We start from the raw sequence: 25,847 nt of genomic DNA, 5'->3' as shown, positions 1-25,847 counted from the left end.
AGGATTGCCCATGTCTGACCTATCGCAAGCCGCGCCGGCACGGCCGGGCGCCGCCATCCTGCAGCGCTTTTCCATGCGCGACGCCGGCACGCTGATCGGCCTTCTGGTGATCCTCGCCGTCTTCGGCGCGCTGGTGCCGGGCTTCTTCGCCGAGCGCAACCTGATCAACATCCTGCAGCAATCGAGCATCAATGCCTGTCTGGCGCTGGGCATGACACTGGTCATCATCTCCGGCGGCATCGACCTGTCCGTCGGGCCGACGGCGGCACTCTCGGCCGTCATCTCGGCCTCGATGCTGGTTGCCGGCGTGCCGTTTCCGCTGGCCATCGCCGCCGGCTTCGTCATCGGGTTGCTCTGCGGCCTCGTGAATGGCGTGCTGGTCGCCTATGTCGGGCTGCAGCCTTTTATCGTCACGCTGGGAACGCTGAGCACCTACAGGGCACTGGCGCTGATCTACACCGGCGGCAATCCGGTGCTCGGCCTGCCCGTAAGCTTCCGTGCCATCTTCAACGGCTCGCTGTTCGGCCTGCCGCTGGCGGTGATCATCGTCGCCTGCGTGGCCGTTATCGCCTGGATCGTTTTGAAGAAGACACCCTTCGGCGAGTATCTGCTCGCCGTCGGCGGCAATGAGGAGGCGGCCTATATAGCCGGCGTGCCGATCGCCCGCACCAAGATCGCCGCATACATGATCTCCGGCCTGCTGGCCGCCCTTGCCGCGCAGATCCTGATCGGCCGGCTGGGTGCCGCCGAACCCGTCCTCGGCAATCTCTGGGAGCTCGACGCGATTGCCGCCGCGGCCATCGGCGGCGCCTCGCTGATGGGCGGCAAGGGCAGCATCGTCGGCACCATCCTGGGCGCCGTCATCCTCGGCGCCATGCGCAACGGTTTGACGCTGATGAATGTGCAGTCCTTCTATCAGCTCTTGGCAACTGGTCTTATAATCCTCGCCGCGATGCTTATCGATCGTGTGACGAGGGGGCGTGGATGACCTTGAGCGGGCTGGACCTGAAAGCGGTAGGACCGCGCATCCGCATGATGATGCCGCATCTCACCCCGCTGGAAGCGAAGGTGGTGGAAACCGTCTTTGGCCGGCGTGGCTTCGACGAGACGATCCCGCTGAAGCAGATCGCCGAGGAATCCGGCGTGTCCGAGGCGATGGTGGTCAAGATCGCCAAGAAGCTCGGCTTCTCCGGCTATCGCGACTTCCGCACCGCCGTCTATGAATACAGCCGCCTGCCGACCGCCGAGATGCATCAGGAACTGTCGTCCGACGACAGTTCGGCCGAGATCGTGCAAAAAGTGTTCCGCACCTCGATCCAGGCGCTGGAGGAGACGCTCGCCATCCTCGACATCGAGGATTTCGACCGCGCGGCCGAGCTGCTCTTTCGGGCGAAGAATCGTGACTTCTACGGCGTCGGTGGTTCGGCGCAGATCGCCCGCGACGTCTCGCACAAATTCCTGCGCATCGGCATCCGCGCATCCGTCTACGACGATTCGCACATGATGCTGATGTCGGCCTCGCTGCTTGGTGCGGACGACATCGCCGTCGGCTTCTCGCATTCCGGCAATACGTCGGCGGTCATCGACGCCATCCAGCTCGCTCGCAAGAATGGCGCCCGCACGCTGGCCATCACCAACTACGACAACTCGCCGCTGGCCCAGATCGCCGACATTGTGCTGTGCTCGACCGCGCAGGGCTCGCCGCTGATGGGCGAGAATGCGGCGGCGCGCATCGCCCAGCTCAACATCCTCGACGCGCTGTTCGTGGCGGTAGCACAGCGCGACTACCAGGCGGCGGAGCGCAATCTCGGCCGCACCATGTCGGCGGTGACATCGAAACGAAAAGACCGGGGCTCATGACGCTGCCGAAAACGCCTCTGGTCACCGTCTTCGGCAGCCTGCATTACGACATCATGGTTGACGCCCCTGACCGCCCGCGCAAGGGCGAGACGGTGACCGGCCATGCCTGGCAACCGAAATGCGGCGGCAAAGGCGGCAACCAGGCGGTCTCGGCCGCGCGGGCCGGCGCGAGATCCGCGATGATCGGCGCCGTCGGTGACGATGATTTCGGCCGCGCATTGCTGGCCAATCTCGATCGCGGCGGCATCGACCGCCGCTTCGTGCGGGTGGCCGCCGGCGCCGGCTCCGGCATGAGCGTGGCGATCTTCGACGCAGGCGGCGACTATGGCGCGGTGATCGTCTCGGGCAGCAATCTCACTCTGGGCGACGCCGACATTGCCTCAGCTTCCGGGATGATAGCCCAGACGACGGTGCTTCTATTGCAGAACGAAGTGCCGGAAGCCGCCAACATTGCGGCCGCGCGTGCGGCGAAGGCGCAAGGCGGCCGCGTCCTGCTCAACGCCGCGCCGGCGCGCAAGCTTTCCGACGAGTTGATCGCGCTGGTCGACATCCTCGTCGTCAATGCCATCGAGGCGGAATTTTTGGCCGGCGTGTCGGTGGTGGAAACGCTCGACGGCGCCGCGCAAGCCGCGCGGCTTCTGGCCAATCTCTGCCCCGTGGCGATCGTCACGGCGGGCGGCGAGGGCGTGGCCTGCTGCGAACGGACCGGCGAGGCCTTTGCGATACCCGCCATCCCGGTCAAGCTTGTCAGCACCCATGGCGCGGGCGATGAATTCGTCGGCGCTCTGGCCGCGGCACTTACCCGTGGGGAGGGCATGCGAGCGGCCGTCACCGCCGCCAACGCCGCTTCGGCCTTGCTGGTCTCGACGCCCGAGGCCGAGCGTCAAAGCCTCTAGCCGGCCGGTTTCCGCCTTGCCAGACGGCAAGCATGCCTGCGTATCCTTGCGGCCCCGCGCGAATTCCGCTAAGGCGCGCCTTTGTCGCCGGGGAGCAGAAGCTTGAACGACCAACGCGCCGACGTCGCCATCATCATGGGCAGCCAGTCCGACTGGGCAACGATGCGCCAGGCGGCCGAAACGCTGGAGGCACTGGGCGTTCCGCACAAACGGCTGATCATCTCCGCGCATCGTACGCCTGACAGGCTCTATGAGTTCGCCAAGGGCGCCAAGGCCGCTGGCTACAAGGTCATCATCGCCGGCGCTGGCGGCGCGGCGCATCTGCCCGGCATGACGGCGGCGATGACGCCGCTGCCGGTGTTCGGCGTGCCGGTCGAATCGAAGGCGCTATCGGGACAGGATTCGCTGCTCTCCATCGTCCAGATGCCGGCCGGCATCCCGGTTGGGACGCTGGCCATCGGCAAGGCCGGCGCGGCCAATGCGGCTCTCCTGGCCGCCGCGGTGCTGGCGCTGAACGACGACAAGCTTGCCCAGCGGCTCGATGCCTGGCGCGCCTCGCAGACCGCCAAGGTCGCCACTGAGCCGACGGACACGCCGTGAGCCTGCCCGCCGGATCGACCATCGGCATCATTGGCGGCGGCCAGCTCGGCCGCATGCTGGCGATGGCTGCCGCCCGACTCGGCTACCGCACCATCGTGCTGGAGCCGCAGGCGGATTGCCCGGCCGCCCAGGTCGCCAACCGGCAGATTACGTCAGCCTATGACGACCCGGCCGCCTTGGCCGAACTGGCGGCGGCCAGTGCCGTCGTCACCTACGAGTTCGAGAACGTGCCGGTCGTGGCGGCAGAAGCGCTTGCCGCCAAGGTTGCGGTCTATCCGCCGGCGCGCGCGCTTGACGTGGCGCAGGACCGGGTGAGCGAAAAGACATTCCTCAACGGCATCGGCATTGCCACTGCGGAGTTCCGCTCGGTCGACACAGATGGCGAATTGACGGCGGCGCTGAAGACGTTCGGCGGCAGCGGCATCCTGAAGACGCGGCGCATGGGCTATGACGGCAAAGGCCAGCGCGTCTTCCGCAACATGGAAACGGGTGGTTTTGCCGGCGCCTGCGAGGCGATGGGCAATGTGCCTCTGATCCTGGAGGCCTTCGTGCCCTTCGAGCGCGAGATTTCGGTGATCGCGGCGCGGGGGCTGGATGGCGCGGTCGCCGCCTACGATCCGGCCGAGAATGTCCATCGCCACGGCATTCTCCACACATCGACCCTGCCGGCCAATGTCAAACCCGAAACGGCTGATGCAGCGCGTGCGGCAGCGGCAAAAATCCTGTCGGCGCTCGACTATGTCGGCGTCATCGGCGTCGAGTTCTTCGTGCTTTCCGACGGCTCGCTGCTGGCCAATGAGATCGCGCCCCGCGTCCACAATTCCGGCCACTGGACCGAGGCCGCCTGCATCGTTTCGCAGTTCGAACAGCATATACGCGCCGTTGCCGGCCTGCCGCTCGGCAGCCCCGGCCGCCATTCCGATTGCGTGATGGAGAACCTGATCGGCGACGACGTGCTGCGCGTCCCGGCCCTGCTCGCCGAGCCAGATCTGATGCTGCATCTCTACGGCAAGGCCGAATCTCGGCCCGGCCGCAAGATGGGCCATTTTACCCGCATCAGCCGCCGTACTTAACGCGCCTATTGCACCTCGTCGCTCTCGTCGGGGCTGGCGCAACTCGCATCGCCTTCCTCGCAATTGGCCGAGGCGGCGAGCTGCTTGATGCGCTCATTGGTCAGCCTGGTCAGACATTCTGAAACCTCCATCGCGTGGATGGAGCCGCCAGCGCTGGCGGCGGTGGTGTGCGCGCATTCGGCGTCGCGGAAGGCGATCCAGGCGCGTTGTGCCGCCTGCAGCAATCTCTTGGCATCGGCATCGTCGGAACTTATCAGGTTCTGATAGGCGGCATTGAGCTTGGCGTCCGCGGCCTGATAGTCCTCGCCGGCACAGATGTTCATCATCTGCTGGCTGTCGTCGGAGCGGTCGCATTCCTGCGCGCGCGCAACCGATGCTCCCGCCAGCAAGACAAGGCAGGCAGACAGCAATATTCGGCGCATGGTCATCCCCAAATCACTTGAACCCAAGGCATCATCCCAGCCCGCTCGGGGCCGTGCAATGCCGAGGGAACCGACATGGCGGATATTTGATGATATCAGGACATGGAGCACGCTTGCGGTTGACACGGACAAGGCTCCTCGTTTATGAGCCACCCACCGTTGAAAAGGCGCGTCTTCTGGCGCGCCTTAAAATTTCGACCCGGGACCGGGTTCACACCGACAGGCAAGACCATGAAGATCAAGAATTCGCTCAAGGCGCTGAAGGCGCGTCACCGCGACAACCAGCTGGTTCGCCGCAAGGGCCGCGTTTACATCATCAACAAGACCGCCCCGCGCTACAAGGCGCGCCAGGGCTGAGCTTTCGGCCGGGGGCTTTTGCCTCCGCCCCTTGATGCTTGTCGGCCTGCCGACCTTCTCACGCTAAAATCACTTTGCTGTTCCGCCGCCCGGGACTAGGATCGGGCGATGCGGATTCTTTTTGCATTTTTGATAGCTCTCCCTGTTTCCGGCGCCATAAGCGTGCCGGTCTGGGCCGCGGACGATCAGCCCGCAGCGCCGGCTGCCCCGGAGGCTCCCGCCGCGCCGATGACCAAACAGGCCCGGCTCGACAAGCTGTTCTCCGACCTCAAGCGCGAACGCAACGAAAAGGCCGCCGAACGCATCGCCGGCAACATCTGGACCGAATGGTTCCAGTCCGGCAGCGCCTCGATCGATCTGATGATGCTCTGGTCGCAAAAAGCGATGGACAACCAGAAATTCGACGTCGCGCTCGATTTCCTCGATCAGGTGGTGACCTTGCAGCCGACCTATGCCGAAGGCTGGAACCGGCGCGCCACGGTGCATTTCATGATGAAGAACTACGGCAAGTCGATGGCCGACATCGACCGCACGCTGCAGCTCGAGCCGCGCCATTTCGGTGCGCTTTCGGGCCTGGCGCAGATCATGGCGCTGACCGGCCACAAGCAATCGGCGCTCGAGGCCTGGCAGAAGGTGCTGGCCATCTATCCGATGATGCGCAGCGCCCAGGACCAGGTCGCGACACTTTCCGAAGAGCTTGCCGGCGAAGGCATTTGATACCCTGAAGGGAGTAAGGCAGTAGGGCAGTAAGGCAGTAGGGGTACCGCGGAACACTCACCCTACTGCCCTACTGCCCTACTGCCCTACTGCCCTACTGCCCTACTGCCCTACTGCCCTACTGCCCTACTGCCCTACCAAACTTATCCCGTCCCATCCCGTATCTCCCCGCATGAACCTGATCTCCGCCGCGTTCGCCTTTCTCCTCGCACTCGTTTTCAGCCTCGTCGGCGTTACGCGCGTCGGCTCATGGCTGATCGAGCGCCGCAATCCGCCCATTGGTGAATTCGCCGACATCGGCGGCGCCCGTATCCACTATGTCCACATTCCGGCACCCGCCAATGCGGAGCTGCCACCGATCGTCTTCATCCACGGCGCCAGCGCCAATCTCAGGGATCAGATGCTGCCGCTCCGGCCGCTGCTCGAAGGCCGCGCCGAAATGCTGTTCTTCGACCGGCCGGGCTTTGGCTGGTCCGGACGCGGACCCGGCAACAATGAGGATCCGTCGGCACAGGCCGCCACCATCGCCGCCCTGATGGACCGTCTTGGCATCAAGAAGGCGATCATCGTTGGCCATTCCTTCGGCGGCGTGGTGACGGCGGCATTCGGCCGCGAGCATGCCGACAGGACCCTCGGTCTCGTCTTCCTGGCGCCGGCGACCCATCCCTGGCCGGGCGGCGCAACGTCCTGGTATTACGATCTGACCACCGTTCCGGTGATCGGCCGGCTGTTTTCCGAAACGCTGGCCTATCCTGCCGGAACACTGCAGATGGCCGATGCCACGACCTGCGTGTTCTCGCCCAACAGGGTCCCGGACAATTATCTCGACACGGCCGCGATCCCGCTGGTGCTGCGGCCATCGGCCTTCCGCGCCAATGCCACCGACGTTGCCGGGCTCTACAGCTACGCGCTCGGCGCCGCGCCGCATTACAACGAGATCACCGCACCGACCGTTGTCATTTCGGGCGACCGCGACAAGGTCGTCTACGCCCATATCCATTCCGTCGGCCTGGTGCGCGACATAGCTGGTGCTGAACTCATCTGGGTCCACAATCTCGGCCACAAGCCGGACTGGATCGCCCCCGACCTCGTTGCTGGCGCCATCGCGAAGGTCGCCGGCAAGGATGTCGATCTGGAGGCGATGACCAGAACGGTGGAAACGCGGATCGCCGGCGACGCCTATGGTGTGGGCAAGTGCGCCGACATCAAGGAACCGCAGGCCGAGCTCGCGCCGACCTGACATGTATGTCCTCAAGCATGGCATAGAGAAAAACCCGGAGAGGCGATGGGCGCTGCCGGATCGCATCTTTTTCGGTTACGGCGCATGCCACATTCTTGCAGGTGTTTTCCTCAAGCATCGCCCTCTTGAAGGATTTCATGCAGAACGGATCATTCCGGCCGAGAGCTTTTCGGGAAACCATATCTATGTGACGAACGGCGTCATCGCTTTCGACTACCACGGTTACTCCGGCCGCAAGCGCCTCCTGGATCATCATCGAAGGGGCTGGACCTCCCACAGTGCCGGTTGGCATTGCACGATCGAGAAGGTCGATTTCGACTTGCTCGACACGGCCGAATTAAATCAGCGAAAGATGCTGGGTCCGGATCAGTATCTGTATGATGCCGTTCTTCGTGCGCGCCGGTTTCTTCAGCGCGTAGACCACGCTGAAGCTGCGGCGAGAGCGCTCAGGATCGCGACGGCTTGAAGCCATTCGGGCCGCACCCCTGAAAAGCGCTCGGCCGATGTTTCCGTGAAGGATGAACCGCTCTAACGGTTGCCCTGCGCGTCCGACCCGACATAGGCGATGCGAAGCATGTTGGTCGAGCCGGGCGTCCTCAGCGGCACACCGGCCGTGATGATGACGCGGTCGCCCGGCTTGCCGAACTCTTCTTCCAGCGCAATGCGGCAAGCGCGGTTGACCATGTCGTCGAGATCGGTGGCATCGGGCGAGACGACGCAATGCGTGCCCCACAAGAGCGACAGCCGCCGCGCGGTGTTGAGGATCGGCGACAGCGCGATGATCGGCACCTGCGGCCGTTCGCGCGCGGCGCGCAGCCCGGTGGTTCCGGACGCCGTGTAGGTGATGATCGCCGACAGTTTCAGCGTCTCGGCGATTTCGCGGGCGGCCAGTGAAATGGCGTCCGCGCCTGTCGCTTCCGGCTCGGAGCGCTGGGCGTTGATGATGCCGGCATAGGTCGGGTCGGTTTCGACCTTGGTGGCAATGCGGTCCATCATCGCCACGGCTTCGACCGGATAGGCGCCCGCCGCCGATTCCGCCGACAGCATGATCGCATCGGCACCCTCGAAAACGGCGATCGAGACATCGGACACTTCGGCGCGGGTCGGCACCGGGGCGGTGATCATCGATTCCAGCATCTGCGTGGCGACCACCACCGGCTTGCCGGCGCGGCGCGCGGCGCGCGTGATCTGCTTCTGGATGCCGGGCACGGCTTCCAGCGGCATCTCGACGCCGAGATCGCCGCGGGCAACCATCAGCGCGTCGGACAGTTCGATGATCTCAGCCAGTCGGGCAACGGCCTGCGGCTTTTCGATCTTGGCCATGATCAGCGCCCGGCCACGCGCGATCTTGCGCGCTTCGGCCAGATCTTCGGGGCGTTGCACGAAGGACAGCGCGACCCAGTCGACACCCGTGGCGAGCACCGCATCGAGATCCTTGCGGTCCTTCTCGGTCAGGGCACCGACCGGCAGGTCGGTATCGGGCAGGCTGACGCCCTTCTTGTCGGAAATCGTGGTGCCGGCGACGACCGTGCAGACGATCGACTTGCCGTCGCTCTTCACCGCCTTCAGCTCGAGCTTGCCGTCGTCAATCAAAAGACGGTGACCAGCCTCGACCGAGCTCAGTATTTCGGGGTGCGGCAGGTAGACCCTGGTCGACGTGCCGGGCTCGGGATTGTCGTCGAGCGTGAAGGTCTGGCCTGGCGTCAGCACTTCCTTGCCATTGGCGAACTTGCCGACGCGCAGCTTGGGGCCTTGCAGGTCGGCGAGAATGCCGATCGGCCGGCCGACCTTTTCCTCGACGGCACGGATGCGGCCGACCAGCGTGCGCATCAACTCGTGATCGGTGTGGCTCATGTTGATGCGGAACACATCGGCGCCCGCTTCGAACAATTTCTTCAGCATCTCCTCGGAGGAGGAGGCCGGACCGATTGTGGCTAGGATCTTGACCTTGCGGCTGCGTCTCATTGACTGTTTGTTCCCGGGGCGGCTGGTGCGCCTCCCGTTGCGGGCTCATCGGTCAGCTGGACCATCCAGCTTGCCTGTTCGCCCGTGTCATATTCCTGAAATCCGGCGCGCTGGAAGCCCCGGGCGACGCAGTCGTTTACGCCGGCGATCTTGAACTCTTTTTCAGCCACGCACATGTTGATCGGGCCGTCCCAGCGTCCACCGCGCTCGGCGTCTTCTGCATAAAGATAGTAAAACCTTGATGACAGCGGTCCTTCGATCAACGTCTTGCAACTCGATCCTTCGATGTGCCACCAGCCTTCGGTGATCCAGCCGGCCTTGGCGCGATAGCCGATGCCGACGCCGACCAGGTTCTGCGTGGCGTTGCAGACGCGGAAATCGGCGCGCGCCGGCGAGGCCATGACCGTCGCCGACAGGCCAACGGTCAGGATCAGGAACGGCATGGCAAAGGCAGAGCGCATGCGCTGCCTGCCGGCGGAACCCATCCCAATACCCCTCAAGAACCACATCAGCATCTCTCTGCGCCCCTTTTCGGAAAAGTCCGGGCGCATGTCAACGCGCCGTTTTGATCAATTCCAATCGATTTAAGAAGGCTCCCGGCGCACTATCCGCCGCCCCTTGCCAGATTTCCCGGGAAACCTTGGCCAAACAACGGCATTGCGCACACGTCGTCTTCGTGGAATGACGATAGCACCCTCCCCGGAAGCCAGCGAACAGACCATTTCCCGCCAATGACCCGATCCACAGTTTTCGCGCCTTTCGACATTGTCGAGGGCGATCGCAAGCGGGGCATCGTGCTTCTGGCCGATCATGCCCGCCGCGACCTGCCCGACGACTATGGCAACCTCGGCCTGCCCGCGGCGGAATTCGACCGCCACATCGCCTATGATATCGGCGTTGAAGCGGTGACGCGTGAACTCGCCGCCTTGCTCGACGTACCGGCGGTCATCGCCAATTTCTCGCGGCTCTTGATCGATCCCAATCGCGGCGAGGACGATCCGACGCTCATCCGCCAGCTCTATGACGGCACCGTCGTGCCGGGAAACTATCCCATCGCGCCGGAAGAGCGCGAAAGGCGGCTCGACCGCTTCTACCGGCCCTATCACGATGCCGTCGGCGCCATGATCGCATCGGTCGCGCAGGCTTCCGCAAAGGCGCCCTTCATCTTCTCGGTGCATTCCTTCACGCCGGTCATGCAGGACAGGCAGCGCCCTTGGCATGTCGGCATCCTGTGGGATCGGGACGACAGGGTAGCGCGGCCGCTAATCGATATGCTGGCCGAGGACAAGAAACTCATCGTCGGCGACAATGAGCCCTATGACGGCGCACTGCGCGGCGACACTATGTTCAGGCATGCCATCGTCAACGGCTACGCCCACGCGCTGATCGAGATCCGCCAGGACCTGATAGCGAACCAGAAGGGCGCGATCGCCTGGGCCGAGCGTCTGGCACCGATCGTTGACGCCATCGATCGCCGTCCCGATATACATATCGTGAAGATGTTCGGCTCGCGCACCGGGCCGCTCTAGGGACTGTTTCGAAATTCGCTCTGGCGAGTCATATGATGGTGGTTTCGAGAACCGGAGCGGAGCGGACATTGGTCCGTGAGCACCGGAAGCACAGAAAACGCCATCAGATGGCCGCCAGAGTAGAATTTCCAAATAGTCTCTGGGCAAGGAGGTTTCGATGACTGAACTCAGCGACGAGCAGAAGCGCGATTTCGAAGCAGCCGCCTTTCGCCGACTGGTTGAGCATCTCAGGGAACGCAGCGACGTGCAGAACATCGACCTGATGAACCTCGCCGGCTTCTGCCGCAACTGCCTGTCGAACTGGTACCGCGAGGCAGCCAATGCCGAAGGCGTCGATCTCGGCAAGGAGCAGTCGCGCGAGATCGTCTACGGCATGCCTTATGCCGAGTGGCAGGCGCTCAACCAGACGGAAGCGTCGGATGCCAAGAAGGCCGAATTCGAGGCCAGGCGGCCGAAGGATCACTGAGCGCACGCCGGCAGGCATTGCCGGTCAATATACGCGCCTTCGTCATCCTAGGGTGGAGCAGTCGCGAAGCGACGTCGCGGAAACCCTAGGATGACGAAGGGGGAGACGTCTCCGCCAATCTCCAACGTCTGATAAGTCCACCGAACGCTACTTGGCCGTTTGGTCCAAGCATTTCCACCGGCCAGCGCTTGACTGAAAATTGAATCGATCTAATTTGCCGCGCAAAGCCATTTCTTGACCGGATTCGAGCCATGAACGCGCAAAGCGCCATGCAGACTGCCATTCGCGGGCGATGGGCCGTGGCGGCCATTTTCCTCGCCAATGGCTTCCTGACTGGCAGCTGGGCGCCACAAATCCCTGTGTTCCTGACCCGGCTCGACATTTCGAAATTCACGCTTGGCCTGCTGATCCTTTTGTTCGGCGCCGGCGCGGTCACCGCCATGACCTGGTGCGGCCACCTGATCTCGAAACATGGCTCGCGCACCGTGCTGCGCTGGTTCGGTCTTTGCGGCAGCCTCGGCCTGCTGGTCGTGGCGCTGGCGCCCAACGTGCCGCTGGCGGCCATCGCCATGTTCATCTTCGGCGGCTCGATCGGCGGCATGGATGTCGCCATGAACGCCAATGCCGTGGTGGTCGAGCGAAAATTGTCTCGCGCGATCATGTCGTCTTCGCACGGCTTCTGGAGCCTTGGCGGTTTCGCCGGCGGCGCGCTTGGCGGCTTTGTCATCCAGCACTACGGTCACCTCGCCCATGCCGCGGTGGTGACCGTGCTCGCCTTCGCGGTCATCGCGCTGGCGGTCGGCTATCTCGTCGCAGAGGACAGGCCGCAGGCGGTCGAGCATCATAAGTTCACGCTGCCGGCGAACCCGCTGGTCTACCTCGTCGGCTTGATGGCGCTGTTGACGATGATCTCCGAGGGCGCGGTGCTCGATTGGGCGGCGCTGTATCTGCGACAAGAACTCGGCGCCGACCTTGCGGTCGCCGGCCTTGCCTATGCCGCCTTCTCCGGCGTTATGGCCATCATGCGCTTCTTCGGCGATGGCGTCCGCAACCGCTTCGGCGCGGTGACGACGCTGCGCGGCTCGGCTGTCGTCGCCGCCGCCGGCATGCTGGTCGCCGGCCTGTCACCTTCGCCATGGATCGCCATCGCGGCCTTTGCGCTGTGCGGCTTCGGCATCGCCAACATGGTGCCGATCATCTTCTCGGCCGGCGGCAACCAGGAAGGCATGTCGTCCGGCACAGGCATGAGCGTCGTCACCACCATGGGCTATTCCGGCATCCTGGTGGCGCCGTCGGCGATCGGTTTCGTCGCCGAACATTCAAGCTTCGGGCCGATCTTCATCGCCATGTCGGTGCTGCTGATCGTCGTCTTGCTGATGGCCGGGCTTGCTCACCGCGCCGAATTCGCAGCCGCACCCGCCGAATAGCGCTTCAGCTCCTCGTGGAGGAAATCCGCCACGCGGCGGATGCGCACGCTGCCGCGCACGTCGCGATGCATCGCCAGCCACACCGGCAGGCTTGGTAGCGGCAGGCCGGGCAGCACCTTCTCCACCAGCGGATCGCGGTCGGCCAGCGGCTCCTGGCCAAGACCAATGCCGTTTCCCGTCCGCACCGCCTCCCACAGGACGATCTGATTGTCGGCCCTGAAGCGGAAACTGCTCCGGGTGACCGGGAGGCCGAATTGCGTAAAGCCCCGGATCATCTCGTCGCTGCGGTCGAAGCCGATCAAGGAGTGGTCGACGAGGTCGGCCGGGTCGAGCGGGCGGCCACGCCGGTCGAGATAGGAAATGGCCGCGCAGGCGCAGAGCGGGATGTCGCAGACCTTGCGCGCCACCAGTTCGTTCTGTGCCGGCTTGACCATGCGGATAGCGATATCGGCGTCCCGGCGCAGCAGGTTCTCAACCTGGTTCGAGGCAACGATCTCAACCTCGATGCCGGGTTCCTCGAGGCCGAGCCGTGCCATCATGTCGGGCAGCACATAGGCCGCCACCACTTCGCTGGCGGCGATGCGCACCGTGCCTTCGATGGCTTCGACCGAGCCCAACGCCAGCCGTGAAAAAGCACTCGCCTGCTCGCTGACCGCCTTGCCGCGCTCGAACAGCGTGGCACCGGCTTCCGTCAGCGCATAGCCGCTCCGCCCACGCCGGAACAACGTGACGCCGAGCGCCTGCTCCAGCTCCCCAATGTGACGGCCAAGCGTCGGCTGGCTGGCCGACAGCTTGCGCGCGGCGGCCGACAGGCTGCCGGTTTCCGCGACCGTGACGAAGCTCTTGATCAGGTTCCAGTCGACATCATCCATTCATTTTTGAATATCAAAACTCCAGGCATAGTCAATTTCTATTCGTAAGTGATGTGGTCATATTCGGACCTGCAAACAACGACACAACAGCCAGCACCAGCAGGAGAACTCAATGACCAAGATCGCAATTCTCGGCGCCAATGGCCGGCTCGGCCGTGTGGTCGGCCAGGCCTTTATCAATGCCGGCTTCGATGTCCGCGCCGTCACCCGAACCGGCAAGGTGCCGGCCGAACTCAAGGGCGCCACCGCGGTTGCCGGCGACGCGCTGGACCGTCAATCGCTGATCCGCGCCACCGAGGGTGTCGACATCATCTTCAACGGCCTCAACCCGATCTACACCGACTGGGGCAAATGCCTGCCGATGGCCGAAAACGTCATGGCCGCCTGCCATGCCAACGACGCGCTGCATCTGTTCCCCGGTACCGTCTACAATTACGGCTCGCCGATGCCGGCGGTGATCACGGAAGACACGCCGTTCCATCCGACGACCGAAAAGGGCCGCATCCGCTGTGCCATGGAGGAGTTGTTCCGCCGCGAGGCCGACGCAGGCCGGGTTCGCACCATTCTGCTGCGCGCCGGCGATTTCTTCGGCGGCACCGGCAGCGGCTCCTGGTTCGACCTGGTCGTCGCCGCCAAGATCAGCAAGGGCATCTACACCGCGCCTGGCCCGGCCGACCTCATGCATGAATGGGTCTACCTGCCGGACTTCGCCGTGGGCTTCGTTGCACTCGCCAAGAATCTCGACAAGCTCGGCTCCTATGAGGCACTGAATTTTCCCGGTCATGCGGTCACCGACCTGCAGATCAAGGCCGCTGCCGAGAAAGCGCTTGGCCGGCCGCTGAAGATGACCTCGATGCCCTGGTGGGTGCTGCGCGCCGGCAGCCCGTTCGTGGCGATGTGGCGTGAGATCGTCTCGATGTCCTATCTGCGCTTCGAGCCACACCAACTGGCCTCGACGCGGCTGGAAGGCATCATCCGCGAAATCCCGCATACGCCGCTCGATCAGGCGGTCGCCCAGGCCCTCGAGGACATCGGCATCGCCACAGTGAAGACCACGTCGAAAGCGGCCTGAGCCATGTGGCGGGCCATACCCGCTACGCATCGAAAAGGCGGCTCAGAGCCGCCCCATCAGCAGCGACGCCAAGACCACCACCAGCACCACACCGACTATGCCCGAGGGCCCATATCCCCAGGAGCGCGAATGCGGCCAGGCCGGCACCGCGCCGATCAGGACAAGGATCAGGACGACGATGACGAGAGTGCTGATCGGCATGAGACATTCCCCGCGTTTTGCCGAGACAATGCTTCGCATTGCTCGTGCAGGGACAATGCAATAGGCCGCCCGGTTGTTCCGGGCGGCCTTTGCGGTTCAGATCGGGGTCTGTCTATTCGGCCGCCTTCGGGAAGGCGATCGCCGGTTCCGCACCGGCATCCACCGCCGGTGCGTCCGACGAGATCTCGCCCTTGCCGCGCCGGAACAGCCGGCTGAACAAGCCGCGCCGGGCGCCGGGCTTGACCTTGGCGCGGGTGAACACCATCAGCATCGAGGGCGTCACCACCAGTGTCAGCACCGTGGCGAAGGACAGGCCGAAGACGATGGCCGAGGACAGCGAAATCCACCATTGCGTCGACGGCGCGTTGATCGTCGTCTCGTGATGGAAGATTTCCAGGCCAAGGCCGAAAGCGATCGGCAGCACGCCGAGGATGGCCGACACCGCCGTCAGCACCACCGGTCGCGCGCGCTCGCGGCAGGTCTGCAGCACCGCCTCCATCTTGTCCCAGCCTTCTTCACGCAGCCGGTCATAGGTGTCGATCAGCACGATATTGTTGTTCACCACCACGCCGGCCAGCGCGATGACGCCGATGCCCGACATGACGATGCCGAACGTCTCGCCTGTTATAAGCAGCCCGAGGAACACGCCGATCGTCGCCATGACCACGCAGGACAGCACCAGCCAGACGCTGGTGAACTTGTTGAACTGCGCCAACAGCACCAGGAAGATCAGGAAGATCGCCGCACCGAAGGCCTTGCTGAGGAAGGCACTGGCCTCGGCGCTGTCCTCGTTCGAGCCGGCCAGCTTCCAGCGGATGCCGCTGCCGAGATTCATGTCGGTGACGGCCTGGGTGACCTCCTGCTGCACGGCGGCGACCTGGGCGCCGGCGGCGACGTTGGCCTGCACCACCACGGTGCGGGCGCCGTCGATGCGGTTGAGGATGCCGACGCTCGGTTTCGCCTTGCGGACGACGAAGTTCGAGATCGGCACCGATCCTTGCGAGGTCTGCACCCTGAGCTCGTCGAGCGTCGACAGCGTGCGCCGGTCCTCCGGCAGACGCAGCCGGATGTCGACCGCCTTGTCGGCGCCGGCAGGCCGGTATTCGCTCAGCTTCAGACCGTTGGTGACAAGCTGCACCACCGTTCCGACCGAGGTCGGGCTGATACCGTATTGCGCAGCCTTGGCGCGGTCGACCTCGAGTGCCCAGTCGACGCCGGGCGGCGGCAAGCCATCGGAAATGTCGATGACGCCGGGCACCTTGGCGATGCGTGCCGCCACGGCCCGCGCCTTCTCGTCCAGTCCCTTGGGATCAATGGCCGAAAGCCTGATCTGGATCGGCTTGCCGGTCGGCGGGCCGGCTTCCGGCACGCGGACCTCGACGTCGACGCCGGGAATGCCGGCCATGACGCCACGCAGATCGTTCAGGATATCGTTCGCCGATTTGCGCTCACGCCAGTCGATGAATTCGTACTGGATGACGCCGACGACGTCCTCAGGCACGTCCTGGCCGCCGCCGTCGGACTTGCCGACGCGGGTGTAGACCGACTTCACGCCCGGCCAGCCGAGCAGCCGGTTTTCGGCAATCTTGGTCGCCGTGTCCATTTCGGCCAGCGAGAGGTTGCCGCGGGCGTGCACATAGAGCAGGCCGTAGTCGGGTTCGACACTCGGGAAGAACTCGACGCCGGCGCCATACTTCGAATAGCCAACGAAGATGCCGACCAGCAACATGACGGTGAGCACCATCACAGTGATGGGGAAGCGCACCGCTTGCTTGACGACAGCCATGTACCAGCCATCGCGATTGCCATCCTCATGATGCTGAGGCGCCTTGGCGAAGATCGCGCCAAGCGTCGGCGCGAAGACAAGCGCATAGAGCATCGAGGCCGACAGCGTGACGATCAGCGTGATCGGCATGTACTTCATGAAGTCGCCGATGATGCCCGGCCAGAACAGCAGCGGCGAGAAGGCGGCGATGCGCGTCATCGTCGCCGCGATGACCGGACCGGCCATGCGCTTGGCGGCAAGTGCGAAGGCTTCCTGCTTGGGCATGCCCTCGCTCATCCGTCGTTCGGCGAATTCGGTGACGATGATGGCGTCGTCAACCAGCATGCCGACCGCCAGGATGAGGCTGAACAGCACGATCATGTTGATCGTGTAGCCCATCATCGCCAGCAACAGGATGCCGATCAGGAAGGACGACGGGATAGCGAGGCCAATGAGCAACGAGGCACGGCCGGACAGCGCGTAGAGGATGACGATGAACACCAGGATGACGGCGATCATCACATGGTTCTGCAGGTCCCCCAGCAGCTGGTTGACGAAGACCGACTTGTCCTGCGTGTAGGTGACGTGCATCCCCTCGGGCATCGTCTTGACGAAGGTATCGGACACTTCCCTGACCTTCGTCAGCGTGTCGATCAGATTGGCACCGATGCGCTTCTTGACTTCGATGGCGATGGCCGGCTTGCCGTTCAGGCGCGTGATCGTCGTGGCGTCGGCAAAGGTCGAGCGGATCGTCGCGATGTCCTTGGCCTGCACCACGGCGTTGGGGCCGGCAACCACCGGCAGCGCCGCCACATCCTCCGGAGTCTCGATCAACGACGGCACCTTGACGGCGTATTTGCCCTCCGAGCCCTCGATGTTGCCGGCCGCGACCAGGCTGTTGGAAGCGCCGACGGCGCCGATCAGCTGGTCGAGCTGCAAACCATAGGACGACAGTTTCATCGGATCGATGACGACCTCGACAAGATCGTCGCGGGAGCCCTGCAGCGAGCCTTCGAGAACGCCGGGCACCTCCTCGATGCGGTCACGCAGTTCACGCGCCGCGGCGGCCAGAACGCGCTCGGGCAATTCGCCGGACAGTGTGACGACGAGCACCGGGAATTCGGAAATGTTGACCTCGGTGACGACAGGTTCCTCGGCCGCCTGCGGCAGGTCGGCCTTGCCGTCCTGCACCTTGGAGCGCGTATCCTGTAGCGCCGTCGCCAGATTGGTCTGCGGCTGGAACTCGACCAGCACGTAGCCGCCGCCCTGGAAGGCGGCCGAGCGCATTTCCTTGAGGCCCTTCAGGCTTTTCAGCTTGCTTTCCATCGGCCGAAGCAGAAGGCGCTCGGAATCCTCCGGCGAAATGCCCTGATAGATCAGGCTGACATACATCATCGGAATCGGAACGTCGGGTTCCGCTTCCTTCGGCGTCGATTGATAGGCGACCCAGCCTGCAATCAGCAGGAAAACCAGGACCGAGATGGTCAGGCGGGCATTGTTGATTGCGAGTCTGACGATATCCATGACTTATGCCTGCTGTTGCTTTCGGGAGTGGCGAACGGACTGACGTCGCCGGGCAGGGCCCGGCGCTCGCGCCCGTGCGCTACTGCGTGCCGGCGGTGGCTTCGCCGATCAGCTTGTTGATGGTCGCCTGGTCGGCCTCGACTGGCTTGACCTCATCGCCTTCCTTCACCAGTTCCTGGCCGGCGACGATGATGCGCGCATCGGCCGGGATGCCGCCGAGCACGAGACCGGTCGGCGTGTCGTCGACCAGATCGATCGGGAAGAACGCCACTCTGTTGTCCTTGCCTACGGCGCGGATGCCGAGATCGCCCTTGTCGCCGAGCGTCACCACCGACCGCGGCAGCAGAACCGCGTCGGTCGGCAATGCGCTGAGCTGGATCTCCGCCGTCATGCCGGCCGGCACCGAGCCATCGCCATTGGGGATGGCGACCTCGATACGGAAGGTGCGGGTCGCCGACGACGCGTCGCGGCTGATATAGCGCACCGTGCCCTCGACAGTCTGGCCGCTGACCAGCCGAACGCTGGCCTTGTCGCCGATCTTGAGATAGCCGAGGTCGCGCTCACTGATCTCGCCGCGGGCGATCACCGGATCGAGCTTGAGAATGGTCGCCACCTCGCCGCCCTGCATGACGGAGCTGCCCAGCTCCACCGGCACCCGGTCGATGACACCGTCGAACGGCGCCTTGACTTCGTTGCGGTCAAGCTCGGCCTGCGCGGTATCCAGCTGCGACTGCGCCAGGGTCAGATTGGAGCGGGCGGTGTCGAGCTGCAGCTTGGGCAGATTGCCGGTCTTCATCAGCCGCAGTGACGCGTCCAGCTCGGCCTGGCGCTGCGCGACAAGCTGCTTGGCATTGTCGACCATCGAGATCTTTTCCTCGGCGGCCAACATCAGCACCAGATCGCCGGTCTTGACGTGATCGCCTTGCTTGACCGGCAGCTTGTCGATGACGCCGGCCACGCGGGTTGCGAGCACCGCGCGCTTGTCGGCCTCGGTCAGCCCTGAAATGCGGATGGCGCGCGCATAGGTCTTGCGCGGCGGCGTCACGACGGCAACGGTGCGCAGCGGCGCCTTCGGTTCGGCTTCCGCCGCCTTTGGCTTGCTCGCATCCGGCGTCTTGCCCTGCTCGACTTCGGCCGCCTTGGCCTTGTTGGCCGCTACGCTGCCGACCGACGAGAATTCGCCTGTCGCCATCCACGCCGCGAAACCAATGAGCACAACAATGGCTGCAAGCTTGTGAAACCTGATTTTAGGCATCGTCATTTTTCCACTGCGGGTTCGGCCAGCACCGCGCCTTCATGACGCGGGCGCGTCGCCGATATGGGTGCGCGCCTGACCGTGTTCAAATTGCCGTGATAGGCGAGCGTGCTTCTACATCAAAGTTGCACTGCAATATAGTCCGAAAGTTGCAGCAGCATTGCGTAGCCGGGCAAGGTGTGGCCGCCGCGAAACTGTTCTCGACTTGCTAAAATACCAGTAGGGCGGGTTCGCAGCCGGCTCACGATCTCCCCCATCATCATCAGTCCCGAACGACCGCTCGGTCATTGCTGACCGACAGCGTGGCACTCCCGCAGATGCTGGCGCGATCGTGCCCGGGACCTCTGATCTGGACGCGGATTTTGATCGCCAGGCCAGATCATTTTCGGTCAGCGAAGGACATCAAGCTCCGGCGTCGGGAAGCTTGGCCAAGCTATTGGAATTGCTTGTGAAATGCCAAGACAAACACGGGATCGCTTGAGGCCGGTTCGTTGATGTAGAACCGGGTGTCGAGAGCGCCGGCACCTGCGGCACTGGAATGCCAGGGATCGGCGTGGCCCCTTGGTTCGCGACATGGCAAGAGCACAGTGCGCGTGCTGGAACCCAGATTATTTTCAGTTTATTCGCAAGGCTGGTGTCGATCAGTCCGCTCGTCATTTTCCAACAATACCGTGCGACGGCGTGCGGCCTCGTCGGCATGTTGGTGGCAGCAGGCGTCAGCATGATGAAGCGTCTTCCACACGCGAGGGTTGTCGCCTTGCCGGATCGTCCTGGTCGCTACTCCGACTTCCGGAACACTTCGCTGATGGTCTTGATCGATCTGAGGATAGCCGGGCAGCGCCTGACGCAGATCGGCTATCGCTCCTTCGGCACCCGGTGGGCTCAGGCCCGCCGGCGCTCCGCTTCCGGGTTCTTGCGCGCTGCAAGAAACTCCTTGACCCGTCGGCCAGGCGCTGGCCCTCGCACCGGCTTGAAACCGTCGTCAAGCTCACCGGAGAGATCGAGCGTCGGCCGCTTGCCGACGGCGTCGTAATTCTCTTCCAGCCAGTCGCTGGCGGCGGTGCGGCCGAGATCTCTGAGATAGCTCAGGAAGGTCCATTCGGCATTGACCTTGGATGACGCCGACAAGTCCTTGAACGCCTCGTCGGCATCGATGCGGTGCATGCGGATGTCGCGGTATTCGCCATGCGGCAGACGGCCAGCGGCGATCAGTTCCTTGACGAAGGCGATCGAGCGGAATTCGTTCAGCAGCCCGGCGTTGAAGGTGATCTCGTCGATGCGGTTCTGGATCTCGTTGGCGCTCTTTGGCGTACCTTCGCGCACCACCGGATTGATCTGCACCAGAAGCACGTCTTCCGTCGCCGCCGTCTTGAAAAACGGGAACAGCGCCGGATTACCGCCATAGCCGCCATCCCAATAGGGCACGCCCTTGATCTCGACGGCGCGGAACAATTGCGGCAGGCAGGCCGAGGCCATCACCGTGTCGAGGTCGATCTCGCCATCGGAAAACACCCCGCAACTGTCCGGTCTCGACATTGGTGGCGGAGATGAACAGTTCCATCGACTTGCAGGCGCGGACATTCCTGAAATCGATCTCCTGCGCGACCACGTCGCGCAACGGATTGAGGCCGAGCGGATTGGCGACATAGGGCGAGAACACCCGCGACATGGTGTCGAAGAAGACATAGCCCGGCGTGTTCTCGATCGACCAATTGCCCCAGGCGACATCCCACGGCATGCGTTGTACCGGGCTGAACCGGCCTTTCGCCGCGACGGCGTGCCAGAAATCGTCAAGTTTTTGCCGCGCGCCTTCGACCCCGCCACGCACATATCCGTCGGCCAGTGCCACGGCGTTCATGGCGCCGGCGCTGGTGCCGGACACGGCCGCTATCTCAAGCCTGCCGTCCTCCAGCAGCCGGTCGAGCACGCCCCAGGAAAAGGCGCCATGCGAGCCGCCGCCCTGAAGCGCGATGTTGATCTTCTTCTTTTCCTCCGCCTTGCCGTTCTTCGTCATGGCGTTCCTGTCATCCTGGTGCGCCAACCTGCCCCAACGTCACCGAAGGAAGCAGCTATTGGCGGCTTATGTTGCAGTGCAGCATATAAGGACGGACCAAGGCAAGAACACGAACACGGTCGCGTGATCACATGAAATTTCGGTCATGAGAGAAAGCCCCTCCGCTTCGAGGCGGAGAGGCCCTCGTCTTTCGAAACAGACTGGGTGCCTAGGCGACGAGGTCTGGCACCGGGCCGACATAGCGCGATTGCGGACGGATCAGCCGTCCGGTCGTCTGCTGCTCACGCGCATGCGCAATCCAGCCGGCAACACGCCCGGCGGCGAAGACATTGCTGAAGGCTTGCGGCGGAAAACCCGCTGCTTCCAGCACCAGCGCGGTGTAGAACTCGACATTGGTCTGCAGCGCGCGCTGCGGCTTGGCGATCCGCAACACCTCGAGCGCCGTCTGCTCGACCTTTTCGGCGAAGGCCAGCCGACGGCCGGTTTCGCCCTCACTACCGAGCTGCCGTACGACTGCTTTCAGCACATCGGCGCGCGGATCGCGCACACGGTAGATGCGATGGCCGAACCCCATGATGCGCCTGCCCTCAGCGATCTCGTTGCGCAGCCAGCCAGCCGCATCGCCATGCGCCTCGATCGCGTCGAGCATCTCGATCACCGGGCCGGGCGCGCCGCCATGCAGCGGCCCCTTGAGCGCGCCGAGGCCTGCCAGCACCGACGAGGTCAGGCCGGCCAAAGTCGAGGCGACGACGCGCGTGGTGAAGGTCGAGGCGTTGAGGCCGTGGTCGCAGACGGTCACCAGATAGGTGTCGAGCGCCTTTGCCAATGCCGGCGACGGAACGGAACCCCGGAGCATCCGCAACATGTCGGCGGCATGACCGGCCTTGCCGTCCGGCGCGATCGGCTGCGCGCCGCGCTGCAGGCGCAACAGGGCCGGCGTCAGCACCGCAGGCGCCGCGATCAGCCGCAAGGCGTCAGTCAGCGTCTCGCCATCCGGCAACAAAGCCATGCCGGCGCGCATGGCGCTGTAGATTTCGATCGGTGCCAGCAAGGGCAGCGAAGGCAGGAGCCGGTCGAACACCTCGACGCGTGCCACGCCCAGTCTCGCCGCCAGTTCGGCATCGCCAGGCAGATCCTCGAAGAAGCCGTCGAGCAACAGTCGGACGACCTGCGGAAAGCTCCATCGCCCGGCCAGTTCCGCCAGCGAATGACCACGGATCGTCAGGCGGCCGCCCAGACCATCCACGTCGGACAGCACGGTTTCCGCCGCCACCACATCATCGAGCCCATTCGCCATAGCCTTGTCTCCTTGAACCTTTTGCGGATCGGAGATAAGGCTGGGCGGCGTAGTCATCAATCTTGATCAATAGAATCAATATCAGAGCCAAAAATGTCGGAATGGCTGTCGCGGGAAGAGGCGCTGGAGAGGCTCAAGGTGCGGCCGCAGACGCTCTATGCCTATGTCAGCCGCGGCCGCATCGGCATGCGGCCGGACCGGGCCGATCCACGCCGCAGCGAATATCGCGCCGACGATATCGCAGCACTCGCAACCCGGAGGGCGCGCGGGCGCAGCCCCTCGGCCATCGCCGAAAGCGCCATTGCCTGGGGTGAGCCGTCGATCGTCACGGCGGTTTCGACCGTCTGGCACGGCCAACTCATCTATCGCGGCCAGGACGCCGCTGCGCTGTCCGATCATGCCACGCTGGAAGAAACCGCCGCCGTGCTTTGGGGTCTGCCTGAGCCGGTCCGTTTCGAAGCGCCGTCGCCGGATGCGCCGCGCCAGACCGGCCGGGCCCCGGCCTTTGCGCAACTTGCCTTGCTGGCCGGCCAGGGGCGGCCTTCGCTTGGACGCAGCGCCACCTCGCTTTGCGCCGACGCCGCGCGCGCAATCGGTGTGCTGGCCGGCGCTCTCGGTGCCGAGGCGGGACCTGATCGCGTCCATCGGCGATTGGCGAAGGGCTGGTCGGTCGATGACGACGGTGCGGAGGCGATCCGGCGCGCCCTCGTGCTGCTCGCCGATCACGAACTCAATGCATCGACCTTCGCGGCCCGCGTCGCGGCCTCGACCGGAGCCTCGCCCGCCGCTTGCCTGCTGGCCGGTCTGGCGACACTGTCCGGCCCGCGCCACGGTGGTGCCGGCGAAGCGGTGATGCAGCTAGCGGAGGACGCGGCGCAGCACGGCGCCGATGCCGCGATCCGGCGCTGGCTTGGCCATGACCGGCCATTACCGGGGTTCGGCCATCAGCTCTACCCCGAGGGCGATCCCCGGGCCAGGGCGCTTCTGGCGACCATCGGCAACACCGACGAGACCTTGCGGTCGTTGGAAACCGGCGCCATTGCCGCGACCGGCACCCAGCCGAACATCGATTTTGCCCTCGCCGTGCTGACACGCAGCCTCGGTCTGCCGCGCGATGCGCCGTTCCATTTGTTTGCGCTTGGGCGCAGTGTCGGCTGGGCCGCGCATATGGTCGAACAGATCGTCAGCGGCAGCATGATCCGGCCGCGCGGCCGCTATGAGGGGCTGTTGCCCTGACGACGTCGTCAGGCGGAGTTGGCGTTGGTCCCGAACCTCGCCCGGTACGCGGCGGGCGTCGTGGCCAATTGCTGACGGAAGTGATGCCGCAACGTCGCCGCCGCGCCAAATCCGGCGGTCTCGGCAATCCGCTCGATCGGCAGGCGCGTGTCTTCCAGCAGCGTGCGCGCCCGCGAAAGCCGCTCCGAAAGCAGCCAGCGCGCCGGCGTGACGCCGGTAGCGGCCGCGAACCGGCGCAGGAATGTCCGCTCACTCATCCCGGCCAGGCCGGCCAGGGTGGCGACGGGATAGTCGGCGGAAATATTGGCGCGCATCCGGTCGATCAACGGTCCAAGCCGGCTGCGTTCGTGAAGCTCGGGCACGGAACTCTCGACATACTGCGCCTGGCCGCCGTCGCGGTGCGGCGGCACGACCAGCCGGCGCGCCACCATATTGGCTGCCTTGGTGCCGAAATCGCGCCGCACCAGATGCAGGCAGAGGTCGATGCCGGCAGCACTCCCGGCCGATGTCAGCACATTTCCCTCATCGATGTACAAAACGTCAGGAACCACGGTGATGTCGGGATACATCTCCCTCAGTCTGTCGCTGTAGCGCCAATGCGTGGTTGCCTTTTTGCCTGAGAGCAGGCCGGCCGCGGCAAGCACGAAGACGCCCGAACAGATCGACAGGATGCGTGCACCGCGCCCATTGGCCTTGCGAAGTGCCTCAATCAGCAAGGGCGGCACCGGACAATCGACACCGCGCCATCCCGGCACGATCACCGTACCGGCCTCGCCGATCAGGTCGGGGCCACCATCGGCGACGATGCGCACACCGCCCATCGCGCGCATTTCACCGGCGTCGATGCCGGCGACGGCGAACCGGTACCAGTCCGCACCCATCTCCGGCCTGGGCAAGGCGAACACCTCGGCCGCCACGCCGAATTCGAACGTGCACAGCCCATCATAGGCAACGGCAACGACCAGCCGGTTGGCAGCGGGCGGGTTGGGAGGAGGCACATTTGGCATGATCTTGACGATATATGGCAAAGCTGCCAGCTGCAATCGCCCGGTTCGGTGCGCTACCTCAGCTCCATCAAAAGCGATGGAGACCAGCTCCATCAGCGATGGAGACCCCTGATGAGCTATGTGACTGACATTCCGACGGCATCGGCGGAAATCGCCCGGGACCATTTCCTGCACCGGCTTTCCGTGGAGACCGACTGTTCGGACGTTGCAGCAGCACTGCGCGGCGGAGAGCCGGACTTTGTGCTTCTGCATGTGGTCGGTTCGCCTGATGCCTATGAGCGCCGCCATGTGCCGGGCGCGCTGCATCTGCCGCACCGCGACATTTCGGCCGAGCGGATGGCGCAATGGCCGGCAGGCACGCTGTTCGTCGTCTATTGCGCGGGACCGCATTGCAATGGCGCGGACCGGGCAGCTTTGAAGCTCGCCAGCCTCGGCATGCCCGTCAAGATCATGATCGGCGGCATAACCGGCTGGCAGGACGAAGAGCTTCCTTTCGCCTCGGGCAAGGAGCCTGGTGCCCTACGGGCATGATCCAGACGCGGAGCCCAGCGCGCAAAACGGCGGCGGTAGTCGTCCGTCCGTTCGAGCGGCGGGATGTCGGCGCGGTGCTCGTCCTGATGCGGGCGCTCGCCGTGTTCGAGGGCTATGCCGACAAATTCCGCGTCACCGAAGCGGACGTCGTCGAAGATGGGCTCGGACCATCGCCCCGCTTCGGGGTGTTCGTGGCCGAAGTCGATGGCGCGATCGTCGGCATCGCCGTCCACTATCTCATTCCCTGGACTTATGATTTCAGGCCGGTCGTGGTGCTGAAGGAACTCTATGTGGCCGAGGCTGCGCGCGGCATGTCGGTCGGCTACGCCCTTGTGCAGCGGCTGCGCGACCATGCGATCGGCATCGGCGCATCCGCCATCAAGTGGACGGTGCTGCAATCCAACATGCCGGCCAAGGCTTTTTACCGCTCGCTCGACGGGCAGGCCGACGAAATCTGGGAATTGTGGCAGATGACGATCGATAGATAAGGCACGGACGAATTTGGCCGCGGCGCCGCGCCT

At 64.4% G+C, this 25,847-nt stretch carries 25 protein-coding genes and 1 pseudogene; 16 read left to right on the top strand and 10 right to left on the bottom strand.

Annotated elements, in window-relative coordinates; translation table 11 throughout:
• The first annotated feature begins 10 nt into the window (after nucleotides 1-10).
• From CKW40_RS17865 to CKW40_RS17845, 5 genes are all read left to right on the top strand, one after another.
• Entirely contained in the window at nucleotides 11-988 is a 978-nt protein-coding gene (locus tag CKW40_RS17865) for an ABC transporter permease (protein ID WP_095201207.1), read from the top strand.
• A complete protein-coding gene (locus CKW40_RS17860; protein ID WP_095201206.1) occupies nucleotides 985-1,860 on the top strand; it encodes a MurR/RpiR family transcriptional regulator in 876 nt (291 codons plus the stop codon). The genes CKW40_RS17865 and CKW40_RS17860 overlap by 4 nt, the downstream gene beginning before the upstream one ends.
• The gene (locus CKW40_RS17855; protein WP_179298003.1) at nucleotides 1,857-2,756 is read left to right on the top strand and encodes a ribokinase; all 900 of its coding nucleotides are present in this window, start codon (nucleotides 1,857-1,859) and stop codon (nucleotides 2,754-2,756) included. The genes CKW40_RS17860 and CKW40_RS17855 overlap by 4 nt, the downstream gene beginning before the upstream one ends.
• 102 nt (nucleotides 2,757-2,858) lie before the next feature.
• Nucleotides 2,859-3,356, top strand: a complete 498-nt coding sequence (purE, locus tag CKW40_RS17850) for a 5-(carboxyamino)imidazole ribonucleotide mutase (RefSeq protein WP_095201205.1) — start codon at nucleotides 2,859-2,861, stop codon at nucleotides 3,354-3,356.
• Complete coding sequence (locus CKW40_RS17845; RefSeq protein ID WP_095201204.1) at nucleotides 3,353-4,429, top strand: 5-(carboxyamino)imidazole ribonucleotide synthase; 1,077 nt, start codon at nucleotides 3,353-3,355, stop codon at nucleotides 4,427-4,429. Before purE ends, CKW40_RS17845 begins: the two co-directional genes overlap by 4 nt.
• 5 nt (nucleotides 4,430-4,434) lie before the next feature.
• Here the strand turns inward: CKW40_RS17845 and CKW40_RS17840 are convergent, their stop codons facing one another.
• Complete coding sequence (locus tag CKW40_RS17840; RefSeq protein ID WP_095201390.1) at nucleotides 4,435-4,851, bottom strand: lysozyme inhibitor LprI family protein; 417 nt, start codon at nucleotides 4,849-4,851, stop codon at nucleotides 4,435-4,437.
• A gap of 231 nt (nucleotides 4,852-5,082) precedes the next feature.
• Between CKW40_RS17840 and ykgO the strand changes: the two genes are divergently transcribed.
• The 4 genes from ykgO (at nucleotide 5,083) to CKW40_RS17820 (ending at nucleotide 7,631) form a co-directional block, all read left to right on the top strand.
• Nucleotides 5,083-5,208 carry a type B 50S ribosomal protein L36 gene (gene ykgO, locus CKW40_RS17835; RefSeq protein ID WP_006327841.1) on the top strand — a complete coding sequence of 42 codons (126 nt, stop codon included), beginning with the start codon at nucleotides 5,083-5,085 and terminating at the stop codon, nucleotides 5,206-5,208.
• A gap of 108 nt (nucleotides 5,209-5,316) precedes the next feature.
• Complete coding sequence (locus tag CKW40_RS17830) at nucleotides 5,317-5,925, top strand: tetratricopeptide repeat protein (protein WP_095201203.1); 609 nt, start codon at nucleotides 5,317-5,319, stop codon at nucleotides 5,923-5,925.
• Nucleotides 5,926-6,097: 172 nt separating this feature from the next.
• Complete coding sequence (locus tag CKW40_RS17825) at nucleotides 6,098-7,165, top strand: alpha/beta fold hydrolase (RefSeq protein WP_095201202.1); 1,068 nt, start codon at nucleotides 6,098-6,100, stop codon at nucleotides 7,163-7,165.
• 1 nt (nucleotide 7,166) lies between these two features.
• A complete protein-coding gene (locus CKW40_RS17820) occupies nucleotides 7,167-7,631 on the top strand; it encodes a hypothetical protein (RefSeq protein ID WP_095201201.1) in 465 nt (154 codons plus the stop codon).
• A gap of 62 nt (nucleotides 7,632-7,693) precedes the next feature.
• On the opposite strand, the gene pyk is transcribed toward CKW40_RS17820, so the two are convergent.
• Entirely contained in the window at nucleotides 7,694-9,130 is a 1,437-nt protein-coding gene (gene pyk / locus CKW40_RS17815; RefSeq protein WP_095201200.1) for a pyruvate kinase, read from the bottom strand.
• Complete coding sequence (locus CKW40_RS17810) at nucleotides 9,127-9,573, bottom strand: DUF1036 domain-containing protein (protein WP_244571209.1); 447 nt, start codon at nucleotides 9,571-9,573, stop codon at nucleotides 9,127-9,129. Before CKW40_RS17810 ends, pyk begins: the two co-directional genes overlap by 4 nt.
• Nucleotides 9,574-9,861: 288 nt before the next feature.
• On the opposite strand from CKW40_RS17810, the gene CKW40_RS17805 reads away from it, so the two are divergent.
• The 3 genes from CKW40_RS17805 (at nucleotide 9,862) to CKW40_RS17795 (ending at nucleotide 12,552) form a co-directional block, all read left to right on the top strand.
• A complete protein-coding gene (locus CKW40_RS17805; protein WP_095201198.1) occupies nucleotides 9,862-10,659 on the top strand; it encodes an N-formylglutamate amidohydrolase in 798 nt (265 codons plus the stop codon).
• 157 nt (nucleotides 10,660-10,816) lie between these two features.
• The gene (locus tag CKW40_RS17800; RefSeq protein WP_095201197.1) at nucleotides 10,817-11,125 is read left to right on the top strand and encodes a DUF1244 domain-containing protein; all 309 of its coding nucleotides are present in this window, start codon (nucleotides 10,817-10,819) and stop codon (nucleotides 11,123-11,125) included.
• Nucleotides 11,126-11,376: 251 nt separating this feature from the next.
• Nucleotides 11,377-12,552, top strand: coding sequence for an MFS transporter (locus CKW40_RS17795; RefSeq protein ID WP_095201196.1), 1,176 nt, complete (start codon nucleotides 11,377-11,379; stop codon nucleotides 12,550-12,552).
• Here CKW40_RS17795 and CKW40_RS17790 read toward each other — a convergent pair.
• Nucleotides 12,516-13,424: a LysR family transcriptional regulator gene (locus tag CKW40_RS17790; protein WP_095201195.1), complete on the bottom strand. Its 909-nt coding sequence runs from the start codon at nucleotides 13,422-13,424 to the stop codon at nucleotides 12,516-12,518. The genes CKW40_RS17795 and CKW40_RS17790 overlap by 37 nt on opposite strands.
• 112 nt (nucleotides 13,425-13,536) lie before the next feature.
• Between CKW40_RS17790 and CKW40_RS17785 the strand changes: the two genes are divergently transcribed.
• Nucleotides 13,537-14,496: an SDR family oxidoreductase gene (locus tag CKW40_RS17785; RefSeq protein WP_095201194.1), complete on the top strand. Its 960-nt coding sequence runs from the start codon at nucleotides 13,537-13,539 to the stop codon at nucleotides 14,494-14,496.
• A gap of 42 nt (nucleotides 14,497-14,538) precedes the next feature.
• Here CKW40_RS17785 and CKW40_RS17780 read toward each other — a convergent pair whose 3' ends face one another.
• From CKW40_RS17780 to CKW40_RS17760, 5 genes and pseudogenes are all read right to left on the bottom strand, one after another.
• A complete protein-coding gene (locus CKW40_RS17780; RefSeq protein WP_095201193.1) occupies nucleotides 14,539-14,697 on the bottom strand; it encodes a DUF3309 family protein in 159 nt (52 codons plus the stop codon).
• Between the two features lie 112 nt (nucleotides 14,698-14,809).
• Nucleotides 14,810-17,986, bottom strand: a complete 3,177-nt coding sequence (locus tag CKW40_RS17775) for an efflux RND transporter permease subunit (protein ID WP_095201192.1) — start codon at nucleotides 17,984-17,986, stop codon at nucleotides 14,810-14,812.
• Nucleotides 17,987-18,065: 79 nt separating this feature from the next.
• Complete coding sequence (locus tag CKW40_RS17770) at nucleotides 18,066-19,241, bottom strand: efflux RND transporter periplasmic adaptor subunit (protein ID WP_095201389.1); 1,176 nt, start codon at nucleotides 19,239-19,241, stop codon at nucleotides 18,066-18,068.
• 882 nt (nucleotides 19,242-20,123) lie between these two features.
• Nucleotides 20,124-21,255 (bottom strand): annotated as a pseudogene (locus CKW40_RS17765) (patatin-like phospholipase family protein).
• A gap of 208 nt (nucleotides 21,256-21,463) precedes the next feature.
• Entirely contained in the window at nucleotides 21,464-22,552 is a 1,089-nt protein-coding gene (locus CKW40_RS17760) for a citrate synthase/methylcitrate synthase (RefSeq protein ID WP_095201191.1), read from the bottom strand.
• Nucleotides 22,553-22,645: 93 nt separating this feature from the next.
• On the opposite strand from CKW40_RS17760, the gene CKW40_RS17755 reads away from it, so the two are divergent.
• A complete protein-coding gene (locus CKW40_RS17755; RefSeq protein WP_095201190.1) occupies nucleotides 22,646-23,788 on the top strand; it encodes a citrate synthase in 1,143 nt (380 codons plus the stop codon).
• Nucleotides 23,789-23,796: 8 nt separating this feature from the next.
• Here CKW40_RS17755 and ftrA read toward each other — a convergent pair whose 3' ends face one another.
• Nucleotides 23,797-24,795, bottom strand: a complete 999-nt coding sequence (gene ftrA / locus CKW40_RS17750; RefSeq protein ID WP_095201388.1) for a transcriptional regulator FtrA — start codon at nucleotides 24,793-24,795, stop codon at nucleotides 23,797-23,799.
• A 111-nt stretch (nucleotides 24,796-24,906) separates the two neighbouring features.
• On the opposite strand from ftrA, the gene CKW40_RS17745 reads away from it, so the two are divergent.
• Together CKW40_RS17745 and CKW40_RS17740 are read left to right on the top strand one after the other, a co-directional pair.
• A complete protein-coding gene (locus CKW40_RS17745; RefSeq protein ID WP_095201189.1) occupies nucleotides 24,907-25,326 on the top strand; it encodes a rhodanese-like domain-containing protein in 420 nt (139 codons plus the stop codon).
• Complete coding sequence (locus CKW40_RS17740; RefSeq protein WP_095201188.1) at nucleotides 25,323-25,814, top strand: GNAT family N-acetyltransferase; 492 nt, start codon at nucleotides 25,323-25,325, stop codon at nucleotides 25,812-25,814. The genes CKW40_RS17745 and CKW40_RS17740 overlap by 4 nt, the downstream gene beginning before the upstream one ends.
• Nucleotides 25,815-25,847: the final 33 nt, after the last annotated feature.

The organism is Mesorhizobium carmichaelinearum, assembly GCF_900199455.1.
Classification (GTDB): Bacteria; Pseudomonadota; Alphaproteobacteria; order Rhizobiales; family Rhizobiaceae; genus Mesorhizobium; species Mesorhizobium carmichaelinearum.
Note: the sequence above shows the minus strand (reverse complement) of the source record. Positions and strands in the feature narration are given on the sequence as shown.

Coding starts and splice junctions, on each gene's coding strand:
- CKW40_RS17865 (WP_095201207.1), top strand. CDS start 11: ATGTCTGACCTATCGCAAGCCGCGCCGGCACGGCCGGGCGCCGCCATC.
- CKW40_RS17860 (WP_095201206.1), top strand. CDS start 985: ATGACCTTGAGCGGGCTGGACCTGAAAGCGGTAGGACCGCGCATCCGC.
- CKW40_RS17855 (WP_179298003.1), top strand. CDS start 1,857: ATGACGCTGCCGAAAACGCCTCTGGTCACCGTCTTCGGCAGCCTGCAT.
- CKW40_RS17840 (WP_095201390.1), bottom strand. CDS start 4,851: ATGCGCCGAATATTGCTGTCTGCCTGCCTTGTCTTGCTGGCGGGAGCA.
- ykgO (WP_006327841.1), top strand. CDS start 5,083: ATGAAGATCAAGAATTCGCTCAAGGCGCTGAAGGCGCGTCACCGCGAC.
- CKW40_RS17830 (WP_095201203.1), top strand. CDS start 5,317: ATGCGGATTCTTTTTGCATTTTTGATAGCTCTCCCTGTTTCCGGCGCC.
- CKW40_RS17825 (WP_095201202.1), top strand. CDS start 6,098: ATGAACCTGATCTCCGCCGCGTTCGCCTTTCTCCTCGCACTCGTTTTC.
- CKW40_RS17820 (WP_095201201.1), top strand. CDS start 7,167: ATGTATGTCCTCAAGCATGGCATAGAGAAAAACCCGGAGAGGCGATGG.
- pyk (WP_095201200.1), bottom strand. CDS start 9,130: ATGAGACGCAGCCGCAAGGTCAAGATCCTAGCCACAATCGGTCCGGCC.
- CKW40_RS17810 (WP_244571209.1), bottom strand. CDS start 9,573: ATGCCGTTCCTGATCCTGACCGTTGGCCTGTCGGCGACGGTCATGGCC.
- CKW40_RS17805 (WP_095201198.1), top strand. CDS start 9,862: ATGACCCGATCCACAGTTTTCGCGCCTTTCGACATTGTCGAGGGCGAT.
- CKW40_RS17800 (WP_095201197.1), top strand. CDS start 10,817: ATGACTGAACTCAGCGACGAGCAGAAGCGCGATTTCGAAGCAGCCGCC.
- CKW40_RS17795 (WP_095201196.1), top strand. CDS start 11,377: ATGAACGCGCAAAGCGCCATGCAGACTGCCATTCGCGGGCGATGGGCC.
- CKW40_RS17790 (WP_095201195.1), bottom strand. CDS start 13,424: ATGGATGATGTCGACTGGAACCTGATCAAGAGCTTCGTCACGGTCGCG.
- CKW40_RS17785 (WP_095201194.1), top strand. CDS start 13,537: ATGACCAAGATCGCAATTCTCGGCGCCAATGGCCGGCTCGGCCGTGTG.
- CKW40_RS17780 (WP_095201193.1), bottom strand. CDS start 14,697: ATGCCGATCAGCACTCTCGTCATCGTCGTCCTGATCCTTGTCCTGATC.
- CKW40_RS17775 (WP_095201192.1), bottom strand. CDS start 17,986: ATGGATATCGTCAGACTCGCAATCAACAATGCCCGCCTGACCATCTCG.
- CKW40_RS17770 (WP_095201389.1), bottom strand. CDS start 19,241: ATGCCTAAAATCAGGTTTCACAAGCTTGCAGCCATTGTTGTGCTCATT.
- CKW40_RS17760 (WP_095201191.1), bottom strand. CDS start 22,552: ATGGCGAATGGGCTCGATGATGTGGTGGCGGCGGAAACCGTGCTGTCC.
- CKW40_RS17755 (WP_095201190.1), top strand. CDS start 22,646: ATGTCGGAATGGCTGTCGCGGGAAGAGGCGCTGGAGAGGCTCAAGGTG.
- ftrA (WP_095201388.1), bottom strand. CDS start 24,795: ATGCCAAATGTGCCTCCTCCCAACCCGCCCGCTGCCAACCGGCTGGTC.
- CKW40_RS17745 (WP_095201189.1), top strand. CDS start 24,907: ATGAGCTATGTGACTGACATTCCGACGGCATCGGCGGAAATCGCCCGG.
- CKW40_RS17740 (WP_095201188.1), top strand. CDS start 25,323: ATGATCCAGACGCGGAGCCCAGCGCGCAAAACGGCGGCGGTAGTCGTC.